Here is a 22,053-nt window from a genome sequence, read left to right as displayed (position 1 = left end):
TTGCCATGATTCCTGAACATCATATTAGTCAGATTGCCAACGAGTTAAGTCTTTCAACCAGGCAGGTAAGCCGCACGGCCGAATTGCTGAAAGAGGGCGCTACGGTGCCTTTTATCTCGCGCTACCGCAAGGAGCTGACCGGTTCCCTTGACGAGGTCCAGGTAAGCCAGATTCGCGACAGGGTGAATCAGCTCGAGGAACTCGACAAGCGGCGCGAGGCCATATTGTCGTCCATCCGTGAGCAGGAGAAGCTGACCCCTGAGCTGGAGAAAGCCATACTGGCTGCTGCCACGATGACTGAACTTGAGGACCTTTACCTGCCCTATAGGCCCAAACGAAAGACCAGGGCCACCATGGCAATTGCCAAAGGCCTGGAGCCCCTGGCTAAAATGCTTTTCTCTCAGGGGAACTTTGATCCGGAAGAGAAAGCACTCCCGTTTATCGATGATGAGAAAGGGGTGGAGTCGGTGGAGGATGCCCTGGCAGGTGCCCGCGATATCATTGCTGAGTGGGTCAATGAAGATGCTTCAGCCCGTGCCCGCATGCGCCGCCTGTATGAACGCGAAGCTGCCATCAGCAGCAGGGTTGCAAAAGGCAAGGAAGCTGATGGACAGAAATATGAAGCCTGGTTTGAATGGACTGAAAACATCAGGAAGGCACCATCGCACCGCATCCTGGCGATGTTTCGCGGCGAGAATGAGGGTTTCCTGAAACTGGACATTGCGCCCGATAAGGAGATGGCCCTCGAGCTGCTGAACCGGCACTTCGTCAGGGGCCGCACCCCCGCAAGCGAACAGGTGGAAATGGCTGTTGAAGACGCTTACAAACGCCTGCTGGGTCCTTCAATGGAAACCGAGATCCGCAACATGCTCAAGGAAAAGGCCGATCAGGAAGCGATCCGGGTGTTTGCCGACAACCTGCGGCAACTCCTGCTGGCCCCGCCCCTGGGACAAAAGCGCATCCTGGCCATCGATCCCGGGTTTCGCACGGGCTGTAAGTTGGTGTGCCTTGACCGCGAAGGGAAGCTGCTGCATAACGAAACCATATATCCACACCCCCCTCAAAAGGAGTGGAAACAGGCAGCGGCCAAAATCTTTAGCCTTGTCAACGCCTACCAGGTGGAAGCCATTGCAGTGGGAAACGGAACCGCAGGACGCGAAACAGAACAACTGGTCCGTGGCATTCGTTTCGACAGGCCTGTGCTGGCCGTGATGGTCAATGAAAGCGGTGCCTCCGTGTATTCTGCATCATCCGTGGCTCGTGAAGAATTTCCCGATTATGATGTGACCGTAAGGGGTGCGGTAAGCATTGGCCGACGGCTCGCCGATCCCCTGGCAGAGCTGGTGAAGATCGACCCCAAAAGCATCGGCGTAGGGCAGTATCAGCACGATGTGGATCAAAAGCTGCTTAAGAATAGCCTCGATGATGTGGTGGTGAGTGCAGTGAATGGGGTGGGCGTTGAACTCAACACCGCCAGCAAGGAACTGCTTACCTATGTGTCGGGCGTGGGCCCTTCACTGGCAGCTGCCATCGTGAAACACCGCAATGAAAACGGGCCTTTTGATTCAAGACAAGCCCTGAAAAAAGTGGCCCGCTTTGGCGAGAAAGCTTTTGAACAATCGGCTGGTTTTATCAGGGTTAACCAGTCAGTTAACCCTCTGGATCGTACCGCGGTTCATCCTGAAAGCTATCCGGTGGTCAATAAAATGGCCAAAAAACTGGGCGTGGATATCCAGACCCTGATGCAGGATACCTCCCTGCAAAAACAAATACGCCTGGAGGATTTCGTCGATGAAAAAACAGGCCTTCCGACCCTGAAGGACATCATGCAGGAGCTGGCCCGCCCGGGCCGTGATCCCCGCCAGAAATTTGATGTCTTTGAGTTCGACAGCAGTGTCAACAGCATTGGAGACCTGCGCGAAGGAATGATCCTGCCGGGAATCGTGACCAATATTACCGCCTTCGGGGCTTTTGTGGATATTGGCGTTCACCAGGACGGCCTGGTGCATATCAGCCAGCTTGCCAACGCCTTTGTCAGCAACCCGCACGATGTGGTCAAGCTCAACCAGAAAGTCAGGGTCAAGGTCCTCCAGGTCGATGCCGAACGCAAACGCATCACCCTATCGATGAAGGAAGCCACTGATTAACGAATAATTCTGAACCGAACAGACAATCTTCTTTCAGTAAATTGATATTCAAGTCCTTTTGAGGTTTAATAGGCAACTTCTACAGGAGAAAAATAGATCTTTGTTCTTCTTTCTCTCGTACCACCGTCGTAGTTAATACGGAGTTTGTTCGGTTTAAACCGAACAAACTCCGTATTAACTACGTATTAACTATGAGCATGGTAACAGGAAATAAGGGGAAAGGGAATGTCAATGGCTGTAAAAGAGTTCAAAAAAACAAAGGCTTGGGGTAATGTACCGGAAGCCATAACAAAAAAGCCGTTGCCAGGTTATTCCCTGCAACGGCTTCAGTTAATCATTTGGTTAATTGTGCCTTAATGCTTGTCGCCGTTAGCGCCAAAGATCTTGTTGATCAGGCCAGCATAAACTTCGGTGAGATGTCCGCGGCGGACCTTCAGGGTAGCGCTCAGGTGACCGCCTTCCACGGTCCATTCGTGGTCGATCAGCTCAAACTTCACAATTTTTTCCCAGTCGCCAAAGGATTCATTGTAATGTTTCACTTCCTTTTCAAAGCGCTTGCGGATGCGAGGCATGGCGATCATCTCGGCATTGGTGGTATAGGGGATGCCCTTGATCTGGCACCAGGATTTCAGGTGAGCAAAGTCGGGAACGATCAGTGCGCCTGCAAACCTCTGGTTCTCGCCGATCACCATGATCTGATCAATAAAGGATGACTCCTTAAATTTGTTCTCGATCACCTGGGGGGCGATGTATTTGCCAAACGAGGTTTTAAAGATCATTTTCTTGCGGTCGGTGATACGCAATTGGCCTTCGGGTTCAATGCGGCCAATGTCGCCGGTGTGGAACCAACCTTCTTCGTCGATCACTTCAGCGGTCATTTCAGGGTCTTTGTAATATCCCATCATCACGTTGGGTCCTTTCACCAGGATCTCGCCGTCTTCTGCAATTTTTACCGTGACATTCTTTATGGGGGGGCCAACAGTCCCGAATTTCAAACCTCCTGGTTGGAAATTACCAACAGCCACCACGGGAGAAGTCTCAGTCAGTCCATAACCTTCAATAACGCGAACACCCAATGACCAGAAAACGCGGGCCAGGCGCGGCTGCAGGGCTGCGCCTCCCGAAACCACGATGTCCAGGTTGTTTCCAAGGGCGGCTTTCCACTTGCTTAATACAAGTTTGTTGGCAATTTTAAGCTTGATGCCATAAATGGGGTTCTTTTTTGCCTTGTCAAAGTCGAAGGCAAGGGCAACATTGTTAGCCCAGAAGAAAATAGACTTTTTAATGCCGGTCAGGGTTCTTCCTTTTGCTATGATTTTATCATAGACTTTTTCGAGCAGACGCGGAACCGCGGAAAATACATGCGGGTGGATCTCTCTGATGCTGTCACCAATCAGGGCCATATTCCCCAGATAATACATGCTGATTCCTTTGTAAAGGAAGGTGTAGTTCAGTGTGCGCTCGTAGATATGGCAAATGGGCAGGAAGCTCAGGGCGCGGTGTTCGGGGCCGAAAGGGGGAATGTCGCGTACACCGATCACATTGCTGAGGATGTTATCATGCGAAAGCATCACCCCTTTGGGAACACCGGTGGTTCCAGAGGTGTAAATGATGGTTACCATTTCGCTGGGCCTGATGGCGTCTTTGATGGCCTGAAGCGCATCGGACTTCTGGTTGTTTTTTCCCAGTTCTATCAATTCGTTGAGGTGCGGAACATCGGCAATATGCCTGAAGGTGTAAATCCCCTTGATGGCAGGGCTTTTCTCGACGATATGCTTGATTCGATGCAGGAGATCTTCGCCTGCAACGAAAACATAACTCACTTCAGCGTGCTCAAGAATGAACGCATAGTCGCTGTCGCTGATGGTGGGGTAAATGGGAATGTGGATGGCGCCAATTTGCTGTACTCCCATGTCAAGGAAGTTCCACTCGGGCCGGTTCGGGGTGATGGAGGCGATCTTGTCACCTTTCTTAACCCCCAGCTTCATCAAGCCGTAGCTGACGTAATTGCTGTTGTTAATGTATTCTTCAGTGGTGTATGTTTTCCATCCTCCCTTGTCTTCCCGGCCTGCGAGGGCATCGGGTTTTCCCGGGCAAAGTTGTGCAAACCTGGCCGGGATGTCAAATAGTCGGGTTACTTCCATTTTCTTGTTTTAATTAATTCCCTGATTTTCTTGTCTTTTTAGCTGTTGTTTGCTCCTGATCTTATACGTGCGTTTAACAACAGGGTGCGAAAATAATTAAAATTTTGTTATTGAATAGCATACACAAGAAAAAAGCAGGCAGGCAAAGGTTTAAAAACCAATGGCCTGCCTGCTTTAAATAATGGTTAAGCAGATTACTTCTTCATTTCCACGTAATATTTGTAGAAATAGGGGATTGTTTCAATACCCTTGAAAAACTGCTCAAGGGGGTAGTTTTCGTTGGGCGAATGAATAGCATCAGACTCAAGGCCAAATCCCATCAGGATGGATTTCACCCCGAGCACCTTCTCAAAGAGTGAAATGATGGGGATACTTCCGCCACTACGGACCGGGATAGGCTTCTTGCCGTAAGCGGTTTCATAGGCCTTGCTGGCAGCCTGGTATTCAACCGTATCGGTGGGCGAAACATAACCTTCGCCACCATGCAGGTATTCTACCTTCACTTTTACCGTTTTAGGGGCTATGGATTCAAAATGGGCTTTAAACAGGTCGGCAATTTTCTTTGAATCCTGGTGGGGTACCAGTCGCATGCTGATCTTGGCATGCGCCTTAGATGGGAGGATGGTTTTGGCGCCTTTTTCAGTATACCCACCCCAGATGCCATTCACATCCAGGCTTGGCCTGATGCCGGTTCGCTCAGTGGTGGAATAGCCTTTTTCGCCATTCACTTCTGCAACATCGATTTCTTTTTTGTAGTTCTCGAGGTTAAAGGGGGCACGGGCCATCTCCTGGCGTTCTTCAGCCGAGAGTTCTTCCACATCATCATAGAACCCCTTGACGGTAATCTTTCCGTTCTCGTCGGTCAGTGAGGCAATCATCTTGGCAAGCACGTTCACCGGGTTGTCTACGGCACCGCCATAGAGTCCACTATGAAGGTCACGGTTGGGGCCGGTGACTTCCACCTCAACATAGGTCAATCCGCGCAAACCCGTGGTAATACTTGGCGTATCAGGGCCAATCATGCTGGTGTCGCTTACCAGGATAACATCGCTTGCCAGCATTTCCTTGTTTTGTTCGCAGAATTTCCCCAGGCTGGGTGAACCGATCTCTTCTTCACCTTCGATCATGAACTTGACGTTGCAGGGCAGCTGTCCGGTTTTTACCATATATTCGAAAGCCTTAAAATGCATAAAGGCCTGTCCTTTATCGTCATCAGCACCCCGTGCATAAATCTTCCCGTCGCGAATTTCGGGCTCAAAGGCAGGGCTCTTCCAGAGATCAAGCGGCTCGGCAGGCTGCACGTCGTAGTGCCCGTAAACCAGCACTGTGGGGAGTTTTTTATCAAGGAACTTCTCACCATAGACCACAGGATGACCATCGGTTTTGAATACCTCTGCCTTGTCGGCACCATCGGCAACAAGCTTGTCGGCAACCCATTGTGCTGCGCGAAACATGTCATCCTTATGGGATTCCTGTGCGCTCACCGAAGGGATGCGGATCAGTTCGAATAACTCCGACAAGAAGCGGTCCTTGTTCTGTTCAACATAGTTTTTCAGGTCTTTCATAAAACAAGTTTTAGTTATGATTATATGACTAGGATTAATTTCTTTTGAAGGAAAACAAATGTATTAAAAAACCGCAAAAAATCCCATCAAAATCCGCTGCCCCATCCCCCGAAAGTCATGGTTTAAGATTTTTTAATAAGAAAGTCCTTTGGGCAAACCCGGGTCAACGATCTAATCTACAAGCTGTTTTTTAGTATATTTGTTCATTGTAGCCAAATTGCCCCATTATCCTTATGTTTTGATATCCATGAAGTATCCCCGCTTGAAAAACCTTTCGCCAGCCTACAAAATCACAGGACTTTACCTGCTGCTGGGCTTGCTTTGGATCTTGTTTTCCGATATGGTTTTGGCGTGGTTTATAAAGGATTTGGAAATGATGCGCATGATGCAGACTTTCAAAGGCTGGTTTTATGTCATCGTGACGGGTATTATATTTTTTCTGCTGATCAACAGGTCGTTCAAACGCCTTGACCGAGCACGCGAATCCTTGCGTGAAGCTGTGGTTCACTACAGCTATCTTTTTCAAAACAACCCGCATCCCATGTGGACCTTTGACTGCAATGCCAGTCGGATCATCGAAGTCAATGAAGCTGCTGTAAAGACCTATGGCTATTCGGAGCAGGAGTTTCTTCAGCTAAACCTCGAACAGCTGCACGATGCCTCCGACCTGGAGAATTTGGCTGAAATCCTCGCCTGTGACGCCCCGGAGTTTAACCGCAGTAGTGGATTCAGGCACCGTCGCAAGGATGGAAATATGATTGACGTGGAACTCATAACCCACTGTTTGCCGGGCGAAAACAATCATTCTATGCGCTTGGTGTCTGCACTCGACATTACAGGCCGCAAACAGGCTTTCGAAGCCCTGAAAGCCAGCGAACTGGCCCTGAAAGAATCGGAACGGCAGCTTTCTACCCTGATGTCAAACCTCCCCGGGATGGCCTACCGCTGCCTGAACGATCAAAAATGGACCATGTTGTTTGTAAGCAAGGGTTGCATGGAATTGACCGGTTATCCTGCCGGGGTGATCGAGAATAATTCAGTTGTTTCCTTTGGGGAGATCATTCACCCAGCCGACCAGCAGCGGGTTTGGGATGAGGTGCAGGAGAAACTGGATAAAAAGATGCCTTACACATTGACCTACCGCATCATTGCTGCAGATGGGAAGGTTAAATGGGTGTGGGAGCAGGGGGTGGGGGTTTTCGATAAACGGGGCGAACTGTTGTTTTTTGAAGGTTTTATTTCCGATATCACCGAACAACGGATTGCTGAAAGGACTTTAAAGGATAACAATGAATTGCTGCGGTCAATCCTCGATAACCTTCCCTTCCCCATGTTTTATAAATCTCTCCAGGGCTATATCATGGGCTGCAATAAGGCATTTTGCGAATACTTAGGCAAACCCTATGACCAGATATTAGGCCGCAGCGCCTGGGATCTGATCCCTGCCCAAAAAGCCATGATCATTGATGAGGTGGATCAACAGGTTTTATCTACCATGAGCAACTTCCGCAAGGAAGAACAACTGGTCTTTGCCGATGGAAGGGTCATTGATTCCGTTTACCAGAAGTCACTTTTCTTTGATGCCGAGGGTATCCCCAGGGGATTTATCGGTTTGTATTTCGACATTACCGAAAGGGTCCGTGCCGAAAAGATCATCCAAAAGCAGGTGATGGACCTGGAACGGATCAATGCCGAGCTTGAACAGTTTACCTATACTGTATCTCACGATCTCAGGAGCCCCCTGGTGACCATAAAAGGGTCTTTGAAACTGCTTTATGAAGATATCAGGGCCCATGATGAGGCGCAGATTGAGGAAGGCCTGTCAAGAATCGCTTCAGCCACGCAACGTATGCACAACCTCCTGGAAGACCTCCTTCAGCTGTCCCGTATTGGCCGCATAGGCAATCCCTTTTCCCGTTTTTCAATGAATGAACTGTTGGGAGAGGTAAAACATTACCTGCACGGGATCCTGGCAGAAAGCGGCGCCACCATGGAGGTGGAGGCAGATCTTCCTGAAGTTTTTGGGGACAGGACCAGGATCAGTGAAGTATTCCAGAACCTGTTGGAAAATGCCGTTAAGTTCAGGAACCCTGACAGGGATTTGTTGATCCGCATCGGCTGCCGCAGGGACGAAGACCAGCATGTGTTCTTTATTCAGGACAATGGCAGAGGCATTGAACCCGGCCAGCTTAACCAGGTGTTTGGCTTATTTAAAAAACTTGATCCGGATCATGAAGGAACCGGCATTGGCCTTACTGTTGTGAAGCGCATTATTGAGCACCATGGCGGAAGGGTATGGGCTGAATCGGATGGGCCCGGACATGGGGCAACATTTTGCTTTATCCTTTCTAAAAGGCCTGTTGGGGAAAATTAGTCCCAGCCCAGCCAGGTATCCATATCTCTTCGTTCTTTTTTGGTGGGGCGCCCCGAGCCTCGCTGTCGCCTGAAGGGCTGTTGTTTGATCAACTCCAGCTTGGCATACTCTTCGGGCGGAGTGAGGTCCAGCATATATTCATTTACCAGCTTGGCACCCACCCGGTTGTGAAGCAATTCAACGACCTTTATTGTTTTCACAATCGGGCCGGTGTGGATGCTGATCACCATATCGCGACGCACTTCACGTGAGGGTTTTACCGGCAGTTCATCCACCTTTACCCTGCCCGTTTTGCAGGCCTGTGTGGCCAGGCTTCGCGTCTTGAAAACCCGAACCGCCCATAACCACTTGTCAATGCGTGGCGCTTCACCACTTTCCATTTTATTCTTTTATTTTTTGCGGAAGTAAATTTTTATGGGCACCCCTGTGAAATCCCAGTGCTCCCTTATCTTGTTCTCAATGAAACGGTAATAGGATTCCCTGACATATTGCGGCAGGTTGCAAAAAAGGGCGAAAGAAGGATAATGCGTGTGCAGCTGGGTGATGTATTTGATACGTATGTATTTTCCCTTGAGGGAGGGGGGAGGCGTATTCTCAATAATGGGCAGCAGGACCTCGTTCAGTTTGCTGGTAGTGATCTTTCGGGTGCGGTTTCTGTAAACCTCCACGGCCATTTCCATCGCCTTCAGAATACGCTGCTTGGTAATTACCGAAGTAAAGATGATGGGTACATCCTGGAAAGGTGCAATGGCTTCGTGTATATTGGCTTCAAATTCCTTGGAGGTTTTATGGTCCTTTTCCACCAGGTCCCATTTGTTTACCAGGATCACTACACCCTTGTTGTTTCGGGCTGCAAGGCCAAAAATGTTCTGATCCTGCGACTGGAATCCCTCCGTGGCATCGACCAGCAGCAGGCACACATCAGCACTTTCGATGGCCCTTACTGAGCGCATCACGGAGTAAAACTCGATGTTTTCGGTCACCTTGCCCTTTTTACGCAAGCCGGCGGTGTCCACCAGGTAGAAGTCAAAGCCAAAGCTTTTGTAGCGCGTAAAGATGGAGTCGCGCGTGGTGCCTGGAATATCCGTCACAATATTACGTTCTTCGCCGATCAGCGCATTGATCAGTGAAGATTTGCCCACGTTAGGCCGTCCTATGACAGCAAACCTTGGAAGGTCTTCTTCGGGCTCTTCCTCAGGTACTTTTTCAAGGGCAGTTACCACGGCATCAAGGAGTTCGCCGGTGCCGCTTCCACTGATGGACGAGATGTTAAACACCTCACCCATGCCCAACTGGTAAAAGACGGCCGCTTCTGCCTGGTGCTTGCTGCTGTCGACCTTGTTGGCCACCAGCAGTACCTTTTTGTTTGAGCGCCGCAAAATGTCTGCTACTTCCTCATCCATAGGCGTCAGCCCCTCGTGGGTATCCACTAAAAACAAAATTACCGAAGCTTCCTCCACAGCAATGGCCACCTGGCGCCGGATCTGTTCCTCAAAAACATCATCCGAGCCTACCACGTATCCCCCGGTGTCGATCACCGAAAACTCCATCCCGTTCCAGTCGCTCTTGCCGTAATGACGGTCGCGCGTAACCCCTGACGTGGCGTCAACAATGGCGATCCTGGTCTGCGTCAGACGGTTAAAAAGAGTCGATTTACCTACATTTGGGCGGCCAACCAGCGCTACGATGTTTGCCATATTCTTTTTATTGTTTTAATTGGGAGTCAAAAAGTAAGGAAATTATTGAGCAGCCTAAAGGTCGGTATATCCAAAGCGTTTCAGCTGGGTGTCACTTTCCCGCCAGTTCTTGCTTACTTTCACGTGAAGTTCCAGGAAGGCTTTCTTCTCCAGGAACTTTTCAATGTCGATGCGTGCCTCGGTGCCGACTTTTTTCAGCATACTGCCCTTGTGGCCAATGATGATGCCTTTTTGCGACTCACGACTGACGTATATAATGCTGCGGATCCTGATTACATCCGCTTCTTCTTTAAACGAATCAACGGATACCTCTACCGAGTAAGGGATCTCTTTCTGGTAATTCATCAAAATCTTCTCGCGAATGATCTCGGCCACAAAGAAGCGCTCCGAGCGGTCGGTGAGTTCATCCTTGGGAAAATAGGGCGGTGAGAGGGGCAACAACTCAATGATCTTTTGAAGTACCTGGTCAATGTTGAAGTTCTCCAGGGCGGAAATGGGCAGTACCAGCCATTCTGGAAAGCGTTGTTTCCATTCCTCCACTTTGACAACTACCTTGTCCTGATCAGAGAGGTCTATTTTATTGATCAATAAAAGTACCGGCACGCCTGCTTCCCTGATCTGCCCGAGCAGCTCAGGATGGTCAAAATCCTGGCTGATATCGCTCATGACGATGAAAATATCGGCATCCATCATGGTGCTTTTCACGGCCCGCATCATATACTCCTGCATCTTATAGCCAGGTTTCAATACCCCGGGGGTATCCGAGAAAACGATCTGGTAGTCGTCACCATTGGCCAGCCCGAGGATGCGGTGACGCGTGGTCTGAGCCTTGGGCGTGATGATGGAAAGCTTTTCACCCAGCAGGGCATTCATCAGGGTGGACTTCCCCACATTGGGGTTGCCTATGATGTTTACGAATCCGGCTTTATGCATTTTTGTTGGATCATACAGGTTAAAGCTGTTGAAAGGGCTAACAACACCTTCTTTTTTTGCTTTTTCCCCTGTTTTTTAATGAATTGGGTGCAAAGGTAGTGCTTTTTTAGCAAAAAATCTTTTAAAACATTTGGTAAGCCGGCCAAAGATGCTTAATTTTGCACCCTGAATAAAACATACTGCGGGGTGGAGCAGAGGTAGCTCGTCGGGCTCATAACCCGAAGGTCATAGGTTCGAATCCTATCCCCGCTACTAAAAAAAATCCGGTGGATGATTTCACCGGATTTTTTTTAATTATTTGGAGATTATATCTTGTAATTATTTGGATTAAACCCTTCCTCTTTGAGAAGCTCAAGGATATTTTCGGGTCCAAAATAATGCCCGCATCCGACAAGCATAAAATAATGGCCCTTCTCTTTATTGGCCAATTCAATTATTTTTTGAACCCAGGCTTTGTTTCTTGACACAAAAACCCGATCATACATGGCTTTGACTTGCGGGTTTTCGAAATTCAATGGTGTTAAAAATGCTTTTTCAAAAGCATCTCGATCTTGACTGAAATAAGCATCAAACAAAGGCTGCTCTGACTTTGCCCTCATATCAATAGTTTTAAGACCACGTTCAAGGATATTTATCTGTGTTTCTAGAGGAGCTTCAAATTCAAAGAGTTGAAATTGTGTTTCGATTTGATCTAATCCAAGGATAATTTTTTGATCATTGGTTGCAAGATCATGAAAGTATTTATCAATAGCCAACTCTGGATCAAAGCCAATCATTCTTGGTGTCATACCCATTACGGACATATTTAGTAGCCAGCCCTCATATTCGAATTGCCGTTGGAGTGTCCTTTCCTTTCCTTTAAACAGCAAGGCGAGAATTTCCATGCTTCCCGGACTTAAAAAATTGTTTAGGTATTGATCTTCCAACAGCTTGTCATTCTCTGCATAAGTAAACAATTGTTCTTGTATCGACTCAAAATCCTCTTTAATTTCAAAGATTATGAAATCTGCCTCTTTGTATGCTTCAATATATGCATTGTGTAAAGGATAATTCTCTTTTTTTGCAGCATGAATAGAACCGGCAAGCGTGAACTCGGATCCATTTATATTCACCTGCCAGAGAAAACCAGGAGATCTGTCGGATTGAGCTAATAGGATTTGTTGGCAAACCAAGAATGCGATTGATAATACTATTTTTTTCATGTTTATTTTGTTTTTTTATTAGTCATCGTTTTCAAGTTCAAATAGTTCTTCTATTTTAACCCCAAAGCAGCCAGCTATTTTTAATGCCAACACAAGCGAGGGATTAAACTTCCCCTTCTCAATAGAGTGAATAGTCAGACGTGTAACTCCAACTTTTTCAGCCAGATCACTCTGTGTCAGCCCCAGTCTGGCCCTTTCAACTTTAATGCTGTTTTTCAAGGATAGGGTCAGTTTTTATAGGTAATTACAACAAAAATAATCCAGGCAATCAAAAACAGTATGGAAACTCCCATGACAATGAAGCGGCCCATAATGGCTTTGGGTTTCCTGAATATCCATGAAGGATTGGTCCTGAGGGATATGCGAAAGCTTATCAGATAAACTGCAAGAACAGCCTCGATAATATAAAGAATTGCGTAAAAAGAGCCCGTAAGACTCTCCAGCGAAGTCAAAATCACATATAACGTAATCCCGCAAACTAACAATGCAAAGAAAAACTTGAGCAGGGAATCCCTGATTAGTTTTACCCTTTCGTCATCATTGCTTTCGCTGCTATACATGATCATCACCATACCAAAGACAATGACAAAATGATTGATCATGAAAATCCTATCCTCCCAGCCTTCGACATAAGAATAATCCAGAATCTTTAGTATTACAAATAGTATGATGCCCAGACTGGCTAAAACAAGGCCTAGGAACTTAAACCGATGATTGGCCAATGAAGTACTACTTATCATAATGCCTGTTTTATTTACAAAAGTATAGTAAAGTATACAATATGCAAACAATTATTTATATTTTTTTGCATGATTCTAAAAAAAACCTTGGTGTGAAGACATGATTTCTTGATAATGATCTCAACAACCTTTGCAAGATCTTTCAACAAATCCAGGTTTGATTTTTCAATCCCTTTGTCTGCTAAGCTAAAAAGCCTGCCATCCAATGGCAGGCAATTTTTTATTCCCTTTTTATTTTTCTCCTGCTTTGTTTAAGGAAAGACCTTCGCAGCCTTTTTTCAGGCGCCGGGAATAAGCCGCTGACGAACCTGATCTGGTTAGTTCATGAAGCCCCCAAAGAAGCCTAGAAGCTGTATTTCACCCTCAGGAATCCCAGGTTCAGATTGGTCCGGTTACCTGCCAAAAGGGCATTGAAATGTTGATAGATCAATGAAAAATCAAGGTTTTCGGCAAGAGAATAATCCAGTGTGGGGCCGGCATAATACCCCTTCAGGTCAGGGAACCACATGGCCGATACTCCCAGGTAGAGTAAGGGGGTTGCTGACCAGGTGTATTGTCCAAAGGCTGTAAACTTTGAATAAGCGAGGTTTTTTGCTGACAGTTCACCCGTGTAGAAACTGTTAATGCTGCCCATTTCCATTGGATTACTGCTGTACATCAATTGAACCAGTGCCATGGAATTGTCTTTCAGGATTTTTTCCATGGAAGTGGTTAGGAGGATGGTACGCTCCTCTCCGGGGAGCTTGTCAAGGGGCTCAAACCAGGTGGCTTCCCCACGGAAAGACAAACTTTTGATCGCGCCCGACCAGCCAGTTCCGAAAACCAGGTCATCTCCATTGCTTACCCCCGCCAGGAATTGTATGTCATAACCCCACTGATTGACCCTGATCAGCCCTGCAGCCGTAATGCGGTTTGCACTGTCTGCCTTTACCGCCAGTTCGGCGGTTGAGGAGTAGGAGGGAAAGTATTGTATCCTGACGGCATCGCTGCCGGGACGTTCCACATAATCAACATCGAAAAAGGAATAAGCATTGAAGATGTCGTTTGGGTTCCACACAAAAGTTTGCCCCCAGTTAATTCGCTGCCGCCCCAGGGTCACCTGGAATTTATGGTACTGGAAATCCATCCAAAGGCGGTCAACAGTTGTGTTAAAAAGAATGGAGGGTTCTTTCAGCAGATTCCACGAGAGGTCAACGAGCCCGGGGTCTGCCCCGATCCGGTCTGAATAATAATCCCCCATCCTGACCAGGTCACCCGTGAAAAGGCGGTTTCTGAATTCGACGGCAATGGTCATGTTTTCGTTGACATACCCCCTGAAGTTAAGCCGGTTGTGCAACAGGTTTTCATTCAGGAAAGGCCCTGAAAGGGAATCAAACATGGAGCTCTGTAAAGTAGAAAGGTAACCCTGAAAGGATATGGGTGGGTTATCCCGGGAAAACAAAAGCCCGGGGTATAAAGACAAGAAGACCCATAAAAGCAGTATTTTTTTCATTTTCAACGGTTTGCTATTCCGATCGTTTCCTTACCTCATCCGTAATGACCTTTCCGTCCTCCAAAGTGATTACACGACGCGCCATCTTAACCACCCGGGGGTCATGCGTGGAAAAGATGAAGGTGATCTTTGATTCCTGGTTGAGTTTCTCCATGATCTCGAGCAGGGTAGTGGCTGACTTTGAATCGAGGTTGGCTGTGGGTTCGTCGGCCAGGATGAATTTCGGTCTTGAAGCCAGGGCCCTGGCCACTGCAATACGCTGCTGCTGCCCGCCTGACAATTTTGATGGCCGGCTGTTGACGCGCTCGGCCAGCCCTACGGCCTGAAGCAACTCAAGCGTGCGCTCATCACGCTCCTCCTGCGGCCATTTTTGAAGGGTCATGATAAACTCTACGTTTTCTTTGGCCGTCAGCACCGGAATCAGGTTATACGACTGGAATACGAAACCTATATTCCTGAGCCTGAAATCGATAAGCTTTGATGCTTTCAGCCTGGATAAATCTGTCCCGTCAATAAATATCTCACCCGAAGTCGGCATGTCAAGCCCGCCAATCATGTTGAGCAGGGTGGTCTTGCCCGAACCCGAGGGCCCCACAATGGCTGCAAATTCTGCTTCCTCAAAATCAAGGCTTACGTCGTTCACCGCATGAACCTTGACCTGGGATGAATTATAGATCTTGTTGACGTTTTTTAATTTCAGGATCTTCATGTCTTTTTCCCGTTTAATGGTTTATTCTGTTCTTAGTGCTTCTACCGGATTTAACTTCAATGCCTTGCGGGCAGGCCAGATCGAAGAAATCAGGGCCGTGAGGATCACCATGATCACAATAAAGGCAAAGAATTGGGGGGTAATGACCGGATAAACTTTTGCTGCAAATCCAATGGCCTCAAAACCCTCGCCCCAGCCTCCGAAATGAATCCCGGTATTTCCCAGGATGCCAATCATTGCCCAGCCCAGCAGGATGCCTGCCAGGGCTCCTACCGAAGTCAGAAACAGGGTTTCAAGCGAAATCATTTGAAAGACCCGTTTGCGGTTCATCCCGATTGCCATCAGCATCCCCAGCTCTTTGGTCCTTTCAAGGATCGACATCAGCATGGTGTTGATGATTCCAAAGGCCAGGGCCAGCATGATGATGCCGATGAAAATGACATAATAGATCACCATGAAATCGCTCATCAGTGCTGCATCTGGCGCCAGCTCCTTCCAGGTCCTTACGGTGTTTTCGCCCGTAATGGCAGCCAGGGATTCCTTTGCCCGGTTCACATCCTCAATGTCATCCAGCAAAACTGCAATTTCATGGGTAAGGATTTCACCTCCCCCATAAAGCCTGGCCAGGTCTCCGGCATTCACAAATACATTGGTTTGGTCAAAGCCTGTGTTGTTGGTCTTATAGATGCCACAAACCCGAAAAATCCCCTGGATCGGATTACCCTGCAAGTCTGAAAGGGTGATCTGAATTTTGCTCCTGAGCCGGTAGTCAAGCGCCTCCTCCGTGATTAGCAGGCCATAACGGTCCAGCTCCTTCTGATCGAAGGCCTCACGCAGGGCATCCCTGAACTCTTTTTCTGACCGGAATCGCTCCTCCCTGAGGGGCTCCAATCTTTCCAGGATATCATCGGGGAGGTTTGCTTCACGCAAGGTGGCCATTAAGGTGTCGGTAATGATAAACTGCTTGAGTTTAAGCAATTCGGCTGTTTTGTCGCTGATCAGGATTTCACCGGAATTTTGGCCATCCAGATAGTTTCCGCCACCCTCGACAAGGGTCTTGTAGATCTCTGTGATCTCTTTCTCTTTTTCTGGATTTACCCCGTTGATCATGATCCCGGTATTGGCCCAGGGGGTATTGGCCATGGCAATGATCTTCGTTCTTTGGGCCCAGGCCGCAAGGCCTTCAAGGGTATCTAAACTTTGAATGATCTCATCAGCATTGTTAACGGTAAACTGTATCTCTTCGTTTTTTACGTATTCACTGTTGTGTATCTGAAGATGCGATACTTCATTGTAAACAGCTCCCTGAAGGCGCTGCCTGCCCCAGCCTTCAACAATACCAATCAGCAGTACCCCGGCAATGATGCCAAGGGTTACGGCGATGATAACAACCAGGCTTCTTTTTTTGTTGCGCCAAACGTTTTTCCAGGCTATCGATCCTATCATAGCTATGCGTTTTTAGGCTTTTAATGCTTCAACGACTTCCAGTTTGCCGATTTTCCTCAAGGGATAAATCGTGGCCAGTAAAACCATCAGGGCCACGATCACCGCCTGCCAATAGAAATAGGAACCAAACCAGGCGGTAGGCATCAGCGGGTCCCAACCCCAGTCGACCATCATTTGTGCAATGTCTCCAGTCAGCACATAGGGGTTGTAATAAAAGTACAGGATGACCGGTGTGCTGGCCAGCAATCCGGCTGCCAGGCCCAGAATGCCCAGGAGAAACATTTCAATGGTAATGATCCTTTTCAGTTTCTTTTTCTGCATCCCGATGGCTACCATGACCCCGAATTCACGCTTTCTTTCCGAAACCATCATCAATACCGTCCCAAAAATGCCAAAGAATATGATGAAATAAAGAATCATCAGCATGGCCATTCCCGACTGGTTGTCGCCTTCTATTTGCTGGTGCAGAATCGGGTTCAGTTCATACCAGGTCTTTGTCGTTGTGTTTTCATCCGTCAGCAGTTTGTTTATGCTGGTTCTGGCTGTTTCAATGGTGCGGTCCGATTTATCCGGAAGGTTAATAACAAGCGAGGTGATCCTGCCTTCCGCGTCAAAGAGCCTTTGGGCCGCCGGGAGGCTCATGATCACCAGTTTGTTGTCCATGTCGGGCGAGGGAATTTTGATGATTCCCCTTACCGGGAAAATTCCCGTCGCCGAAACACCCCGGTAACCCTGTCCCATCAAAATCACCGAATCCCCAAGCTCCACTTTCAGGAAGCTGGAGAGTTTGTCCGATACCAGGATCCCGTCGTCATCCTGGCTGAGATAACCATTCTCTTCCCTGGTACTTTCCTGAATGACCGGTAAATAGGTTTCCTTGCCATCTGGCGAAAGTTCCAGTTCCATGGCCAGGCGTTCTGATGACGAATACGAACGGCCCTGGCTTTTTTCTATTTGCGCAAGCAGGTCTTCCGGGATTTTCTTTCCCTTCCTTAGGTTGGCTACCGCCTCTTCTGTGATCCGGTACTTCACCAGCTTTTGCTCCGGATCTGAGAATTGTCGCTCCTTTTCGGGATCAATCCCCATCACCACGACCCCCTTGGTCTGCATCCCGCTCGAAGCCAGGGTAAAGGATTCGATATGGGGGGTAACCGAAACAACTTGCTTTATTTCTTCTATGCCAGAAACGACCGAATCGTTGTACTCAAATGAGTGATCGAAGGAGGGACTGTCCTGGTATTTTTCATGCTGAACCTGTAAATACCCGGTGAACGACTCAATAACGTTGTTGATCATATGATCGTACGATCCCAGCTGTATGGACCGCATGATCACGGCAAAGAATACCGCAAAGAAAACCGATGCCGAAGTGATCAGCGTGCGGCGACGGTTCCGCCAGAGGTTCCGCCAGGCTATCTTAAATTCCTCTTTCATGACCTTCAGTTTCAGTGATCAATGCACTCTCTGCATATTCTGCTGGGAGAAAAAACTTTCCTCAAGGGGTATGTTAAAGCTGATCTCCCTGATCTCAATAATGGTCCGGTTTTCGGGCTCTTCCTCCGGGATCAGTTCAATCCGGGAAGTAATCGTCCTGCCATCCATGACCTTAATGTCACTGCCAGTTTCAGTCCGCACCAGGTAACCATCCTCATCGTACAATTCGGCTTTCAGGACCAGGAACTCTTCCTTGTCGATCCACTGGATCTGCTTTCCCCAAACAATGGAAGCATCTTCCCGGGCAGTCATTCTTATTTTATAGCATAAGCGTCCGCCCTGTCGCTCTTCGCCGATGATTTCATGGTCATAGTCCTTGACAATGGACGACTCCCTTAAAATGTCATCATTGGTGTAATCCGATCCCATCCAGCCCTGCGACATCATGGAGGGGGGCAACTTGATCAGCCTGCTGATGGTGGGGTCCCACCGCCACATCTCCGATTCCCGTTTCAGGAAAGTCTGCCCCGCTTCCTTGGCCGGGGCGGTGATCAGTGCCAGCGCATGATCTTTCCCAAGCGTCCAGCTCTTAAATTCAATGGTGCGCTCCCATGCCGGCCGGATAATGGTCATCGCCATTAGGCTGTAACTGCTCTCCTCGCCGTTAAACTTCTCGTCGGCCTTCCTGACAATCTCCGTGGCACTCAGGCCCTGGGCCTGAAGGGCGTTTACACCCGGAGCCATCAACAACACCAACATGAATAAATTTCTGGTTTTCATAATCATCCTATTTATACATTTCAATGATCCTTTCGATCATTTTTTTATCATCCTCACTTTCCGAGTAAATGTTTTTTACCGCATAGCCCACCAGGGTTGAAAAAAACAAATTCAGTTCGCAAACCGGATCGTAATCACTGCCCAAACGTTCCTTTTTCCTGTAAAAGTAATCGGCTATGATCTTTCTCATCTGCAAAGGGGTTGAGTAACTCCCCGGGTCTTTCCCTGCTGCGCCTTTTGCATCCGGTTCGTGAAAGGTCTTTATCAATTGTTCCCTGACGTCTTTTTGTACAAGCAGTTGCATCAACAGCCTCCAGAACGACCTCTCCTTTCTTAAAAGCACGGGGATCTTCCTGACAAAAAAAACAAACTCCTTTTCCGTAAGGTAGCCATCGCGGTTGATATCAAAGAATTTGGTGGCTTCGTTCACCGACTTTAATACAATGGCTTGCAGCAAGGCCTCCTTGCTTTCAAAATAATTGTACATCAGTCCTTTGGATATCCCTGCATGCCTGGCAATATTACTGATCGTGGTGCGATAATACCCTTCGTTGGCAAACTGTTCAAGGGCTGCCCCCATGATCAGGGCCTTTTTCTCTTCCCTGATCTCCTTAAACTGTTGTGAGGTTCTGGGTGACATTTTGGTTGAACGTTTATTCAATGACCTGTTTTAAGAAAAACCGTTTTGAATGAACGGTTGGTCAAATTTAAAACGGGATTTTTTAAAATCCAAATTTTCTGAGGTTTTTTTTCATTATTTTTTAAAATTTTGAAAGAGATGATGGTAAATAATTAATGTTCAATAATTTAATGCTGACTTCAGGATGCCGATAAAATGAAAAGAACGCGTTATTCTAACTCGGTTTTGTTTCCCTTACAAGCCCCCTGGGCATGCAACCCATCATTTTAAAGAACCGCCCCAGGGTTGCATGGCGTAAATTTGTTTCGGGTCTCATGGCATTGGCGTTTTAACCCAGGATCTATCAGATGCCCGGGTCCGACCAAGGTCGGGTTTGAATCGTAGTTTAGTCGTTTTAAACCGTATTAACTACGACCATGGTACGACCGGGATAGGAGGATGGTTTGGGTTTAACGGCTGCCTGGGTGCAGGAAAGGGTTTTGCTACCCGAAGGCTTTTACTGGAGAATGATTGCAGAAAAATTTTCTGGCAAAAGTTGAAAAGAATTTCAATCGAAGGGGTGGGGAAGGGGGCAAAAAAAAAGAGGCTCCTCCCTGGCTTTAGGGAGCGCCTCTTTAAATCTTTTGTGCGGCGGGTTTATTCCGCCAGGGCGTGTATCTTTTCCTGGAGTTTGGTATCGGCCTGGTAATCGGACAGGATGGACTCATAGCGTTCTAAGGTCATCCCCTTGGCTACGACCGCCTTTGTCAGGTCGTCGATCATTCTTTCCTGGATGCCGTTCAGGGCATCGGCTACCACCTTAAAGGCTTTCTTTTCTTCTTCGGTGCCTTCAACCTTATCTTCACCCTTTTCCTGGGCCTGTCCCATCATTTCATTGAAGCGGGGGATGCTCAGGTTGTTTTCCTGGATGATGGCGATCATTTCGCGCTGGGTGTTCTGCTGGATGGTGATGACTTCCACCAGGACCTTACCAAAGTTTATCAGCTCGGTGTCGGTATAATCGTAATCCTGGGCTTTCAGGGGCTGGCTGAGCAACAGGACAAAAAGCAATGCAAGGCTTGAAAACAGGGTTTTCTTCTCGGAAAAACGCATAACAGAATTTTTGAAATGAGGATTTTTTTTAATTGGCGCAAATTTAGCCAATTGACCCCTGAAAAACAAAAAAAGCTGCCGGGAGGGCAGCTTTTTTAACATAGTTTCAGGATAAAATTATTTCGCTATTTCTTCGGGGCATTCGACCTTCACCAGGGCATCGAGGTGAACGGCCACGTAGGTGTATTCGCTCACATCAATGCCTTCTTCAGGAAAGCCGCCTTTGTATGTGGTAAAGCGTCCTGCATTTGGCCTGCGATCAGGAATTTCATTATAACCCTGAATCTTTACAGGTTCGTCGACCTCCTGGAGGGCAAGGTTTTCACCCAAGTTGATGGTCAGCATTCCATCGACAATGCTTACAGAGGCGCCTTCCACCAGGTTCTGTCCGGCATAAAGCGGGTAAGGACCTGCCTCGTTGGTGTCAATATAATACCACCAGGCGGGACCACCACCGGCCATATTACCTGCCCATGCGGTTTCTTCTGCCCAGCATTCTTCTTCTTCAGGGCAATCCACTGCATAAAGGCAGAAAGAGAGGTTGCTCAGCCCTGCGGGATCTCCGCTGGCATTGACAGGGGCTGAAAGGCCGGTGTCGGACAGGGAGCCTTCTGCATAATAATATACATTGGCTTCATTGCTGCCTTTTACGATGACCGCGCCAACGATATAGCACATGCCCTCGACCTGGATGGTTCCATCAACGGTGAAGGACACATAGGTTCCGTCGGTTTCAACGATGAGCCCTTCGGGCCATTCGATAACTTCGTCTTCATCGTTATAAAAGACACCGTCTTCGTAATTGAACTGGCCAATACTGAGGTCAAAGGAGGTTTCGAAAGCCAGGGCAACCTCATCACAGCTGCGGTTGCCACCATTGCTTTCACCGTCAATGATCTGGGGGGTAACGCCAGAACCTGAATCGGGTTCACTGGGGGTTGACATAATAACGATGTCTTCCTGGGTATCGAGAATCACCTGATCTTTTTGACAGCTTGTAAAAGCAAACGCCACCAGGGCGAGCGCGCTAAAAAGAACAAAGAGTTTTCTTTTCATAGATTTGGTTGTTTTTGGGGTTAAAACGTTTTTAAACAAAAAAAAACGTTCGCTCAAAATTTACATGGTGAAATTACTTCAAAAAAACATTAGAAAACTATGGGATTCCCTTAGGGTCGACATAAGCAATTAAACGTATATTATGATAAGTAAAAATACTGGTTATGAGGTGCAGTATTCGAGTAGACAGTATTGATATCCAGTTAATTGCACAAAAAGGTAAAAAAAAAGCCGTCCCGCAAAGGCGGGACGGCTGGAGTGTTTTTCCGAAAAAATTAAGACCTGGTTTTACCAGCGGGCAGATTTTATGTCGCCGCTGGCTGAATCGACGTATTCAACGAAGGCTGAGACGTAGAACCCGTTGGTGAAGTCAACACCTGAGAGTTCCGGGGCAGTGCTCAGGTAAAGGGTATAGGTATTGGAACCTTCAGCTGGTTTCCTGTTGAAGTAGTCATCGGGGAAATTGATGCTTTCGGGGAGATAGGCATCAACAGCTGCATAAAATCCATCTCCCATTGCGAATAACAGGAAGCCCGTGTCGGAAAGGGTGTATCCATCCAGGAGGGTGATTCTCAGGAACCAGCTGGATGGAGCGTTGTTGT

Annotated in this window: 19 protein-coding genes and 1 tRNA gene; 3 read left to right on the top strand and 17 right to left on the bottom strand. The window is 47.8% G+C overall.

The window, feature by feature from the left end; translation table 11 throughout:
• Positions 1–5 precede the first annotated feature (5 nt).
• Positions 6–2,147 (top strand): Tex family protein, encoded by a 2,142-nt coding sequence (locus V2I46_06730; GenBank protein ID MEE4177189.1) that lies wholly within the window; start codon positions 6–8, stop codon positions 2,145–2,147.
• A 353-nt stretch (positions 2,148–2,500) separates the two neighbouring features.
• On the opposite strand, the gene V2I46_06725 is transcribed toward V2I46_06730, so the two are convergent.
• Positions 2,501–4,291: a long-chain fatty acid--CoA ligase gene (locus V2I46_06725; GenBank protein ID MEE4177188.1), complete on the bottom strand. Its 1,791-nt coding sequence runs from the start codon at positions 4,289–4,291 to the stop codon at positions 2,501–2,503.
• 194 nt (positions 4,292–4,485) lie between these two features.
• Complete coding sequence (locus tag V2I46_06720; protein MEE4177187.1) at positions 4,486–5,856, bottom strand: dipeptidase; 1,371 nt, start codon at positions 5,854–5,856, stop codon at positions 4,486–4,488.
• 247 nt (positions 5,857–6,103) lie between these two features.
• On the opposite strand from V2I46_06720, the gene V2I46_06715 reads away from it, so the two are divergent.
• Complete coding sequence (locus tag V2I46_06715) at positions 6,104–8,230, top strand: PAS domain S-box protein (GenBank protein ID MEE4177186.1); 2,127 nt, start codon at positions 6,104–6,106, stop codon at positions 8,228–8,230.
• Here V2I46_06715 and V2I46_06710 read toward each other — a convergent pair.
• Genes V2I46_06710 through era form a run of 3 tightly spaced genes read right to left on the bottom strand, consistent with a single transcriptional unit; the run spans position 8,227 to position 10,860 of the window.
• The gene (locus V2I46_06710; protein MEE4177185.1) at positions 8,227–8,610 is read right to left on the bottom strand and encodes an RNA-binding S4 domain-containing protein; all 384 of its coding nucleotides are present in this window, start codon (positions 8,608–8,610) and stop codon (positions 8,227–8,229) included. The two genes, V2I46_06715 and V2I46_06710, sit on opposite strands and share 4 nt — an antisense overlap.
• Positions 8,611–8,619: 9 nt before the next feature.
• Positions 8,620–9,927, bottom strand: a complete 1,308-nt coding sequence (der, locus tag V2I46_06705; GenBank protein ID MEE4177184.1) for a ribosome biogenesis GTPase Der — start codon at positions 9,925–9,927, stop codon at positions 8,620–8,622.
• A gap of 54 nt (positions 9,928–9,981) precedes the next feature.
• Positions 9,982–10,860, bottom strand: coding sequence for a GTPase Era (gene era / locus V2I46_06700; GenBank protein ID MEE4177183.1), 879 nt, complete (start codon positions 10,858–10,860; stop codon positions 9,982–9,984).
• Positions 10,861–11,040: 180 nt separating this feature from the next.
• Here era and V2I46_06695 point away from each other — a divergent pair.
• A tRNA-Met gene (locus V2I46_06695) sits at positions 11,041–11,112 on the top strand.
• A 53-nt stretch (positions 11,113–11,165) separates the two neighbouring features.
• Here the strand turns inward: V2I46_06695 and V2I46_06690 are convergent.
• The 12 genes from V2I46_06690 to V2I46_06635 form a co-directional block, all read right to left on the bottom strand.
• Positions 11,166–12,062 carry a TraB/GumN family protein gene (locus tag V2I46_06690; protein MEE4177182.1) on the bottom strand — a complete coding sequence of 299 codons (897 nt, stop codon included), beginning with the start codon at positions 12,060–12,062 and terminating at the stop codon, positions 11,166–11,168.
• A gap of 18 nt (positions 12,063–12,080) precedes the next feature.
• Positions 12,081–12,281, bottom strand: coding sequence for a helix-turn-helix transcriptional regulator (locus V2I46_06685; GenBank protein MEE4177181.1), 201 nt, complete (start codon positions 12,279–12,281; stop codon positions 12,081–12,083).
• Positions 12,282–12,289: 8 nt separating this feature from the next.
• On the bottom strand, positions 12,290–12,802 hold the full coding sequence (locus V2I46_06680) for a hypothetical protein (protein MEE4177180.1): 513 nt from the start codon (positions 12,800–12,802) through the stop codon (positions 12,290–12,292).
• 343 nt (positions 12,803–13,145) lie between these two features.
• Positions 13,146–14,294: a hypothetical protein gene (locus V2I46_06675; protein ID MEE4177179.1), complete on the bottom strand. Its 1,149-nt coding sequence runs from the start codon at positions 14,292–14,294 to the stop codon at positions 13,146–13,148.
• A gap of 13 nt (positions 14,295–14,307) precedes the next feature.
• Positions 14,308–15,003 (bottom strand): ABC transporter ATP-binding protein, encoded by a 696-nt coding sequence (locus tag V2I46_06670; GenBank protein ID MEE4177178.1) that lies wholly within the window; start codon positions 15,001–15,003, stop codon positions 14,308–14,310.
• 21 nt (positions 15,004–15,024) lie between these two features.
• Positions 15,025–16,449 carry an FtsX-like permease family protein gene (locus V2I46_06665; GenBank protein MEE4177177.1) on the bottom strand — a complete coding sequence of 475 codons (1,425 nt, stop codon included), beginning with the start codon at positions 16,447–16,449 and terminating at the stop codon, positions 15,025–15,027.
• A gap of 12 nt (positions 16,450–16,461) precedes the next feature.
• A complete protein-coding gene (locus tag V2I46_06660) occupies positions 16,462–17,883 on the bottom strand; it encodes an FtsX-like permease family protein (GenBank protein MEE4177176.1) in 1,422 nt (473 codons plus the stop codon).
• An 18-nt stretch (positions 17,884–17,901) separates the two neighbouring features.
• Positions 17,902–18,663 carry an outer membrane lipoprotein-sorting protein gene (locus V2I46_06655; protein MEE4177175.1) on the bottom strand — a complete coding sequence of 254 codons (762 nt, stop codon included), beginning with the start codon at positions 18,661–18,663 and terminating at the stop codon, positions 17,902–17,904.
• 7 nt (positions 18,664–18,670) lie between these two features.
• Positions 18,671–19,303 carry a helix-turn-helix domain-containing protein gene (locus V2I46_06650; protein MEE4177174.1) on the bottom strand — a complete coding sequence of 211 codons (633 nt, stop codon included), beginning with the start codon at positions 19,301–19,303 and terminating at the stop codon, positions 18,671–18,673.
• 636 nt (positions 19,304–19,939) lie between these two features.
• On the bottom strand, positions 19,940–20,395 hold the full coding sequence (locus tag V2I46_06645; GenBank protein ID MEE4177173.1) for a DUF4168 domain-containing protein: 456 nt from the start codon (positions 20,393–20,395) through the stop codon (positions 19,940–19,942).
• A gap of 117 nt (positions 20,396–20,512) precedes the next feature.
• Positions 20,513–21,451 carry a hypothetical protein gene (locus V2I46_06640; GenBank protein MEE4177172.1) on the bottom strand — a complete coding sequence of 313 codons (939 nt, stop codon included), beginning with the start codon at positions 21,449–21,451 and terminating at the stop codon, positions 20,513–20,515.
• A gap of 288 nt (positions 21,452–21,739) precedes the next feature.
• Positions 21,740–22,053: hypothetical protein (locus V2I46_06635; GenBank protein ID MEE4177171.1), on the bottom strand; the 314-nt coding region annotated here is incomplete at its 5' end.

The sequence above is a fragment of the Bacteroides sp. genome (assembly GCA_036351255.1).
GTDB lineage: Bacteria > Bacteroidota > Bacteroidia > Bacteroidales > UBA7960 > UBA7960.
The sequence above is the reverse complement of the archived record's forward strand: the minus strand, read 5'-3'. Positions and strand labels throughout refer to the sequence as shown.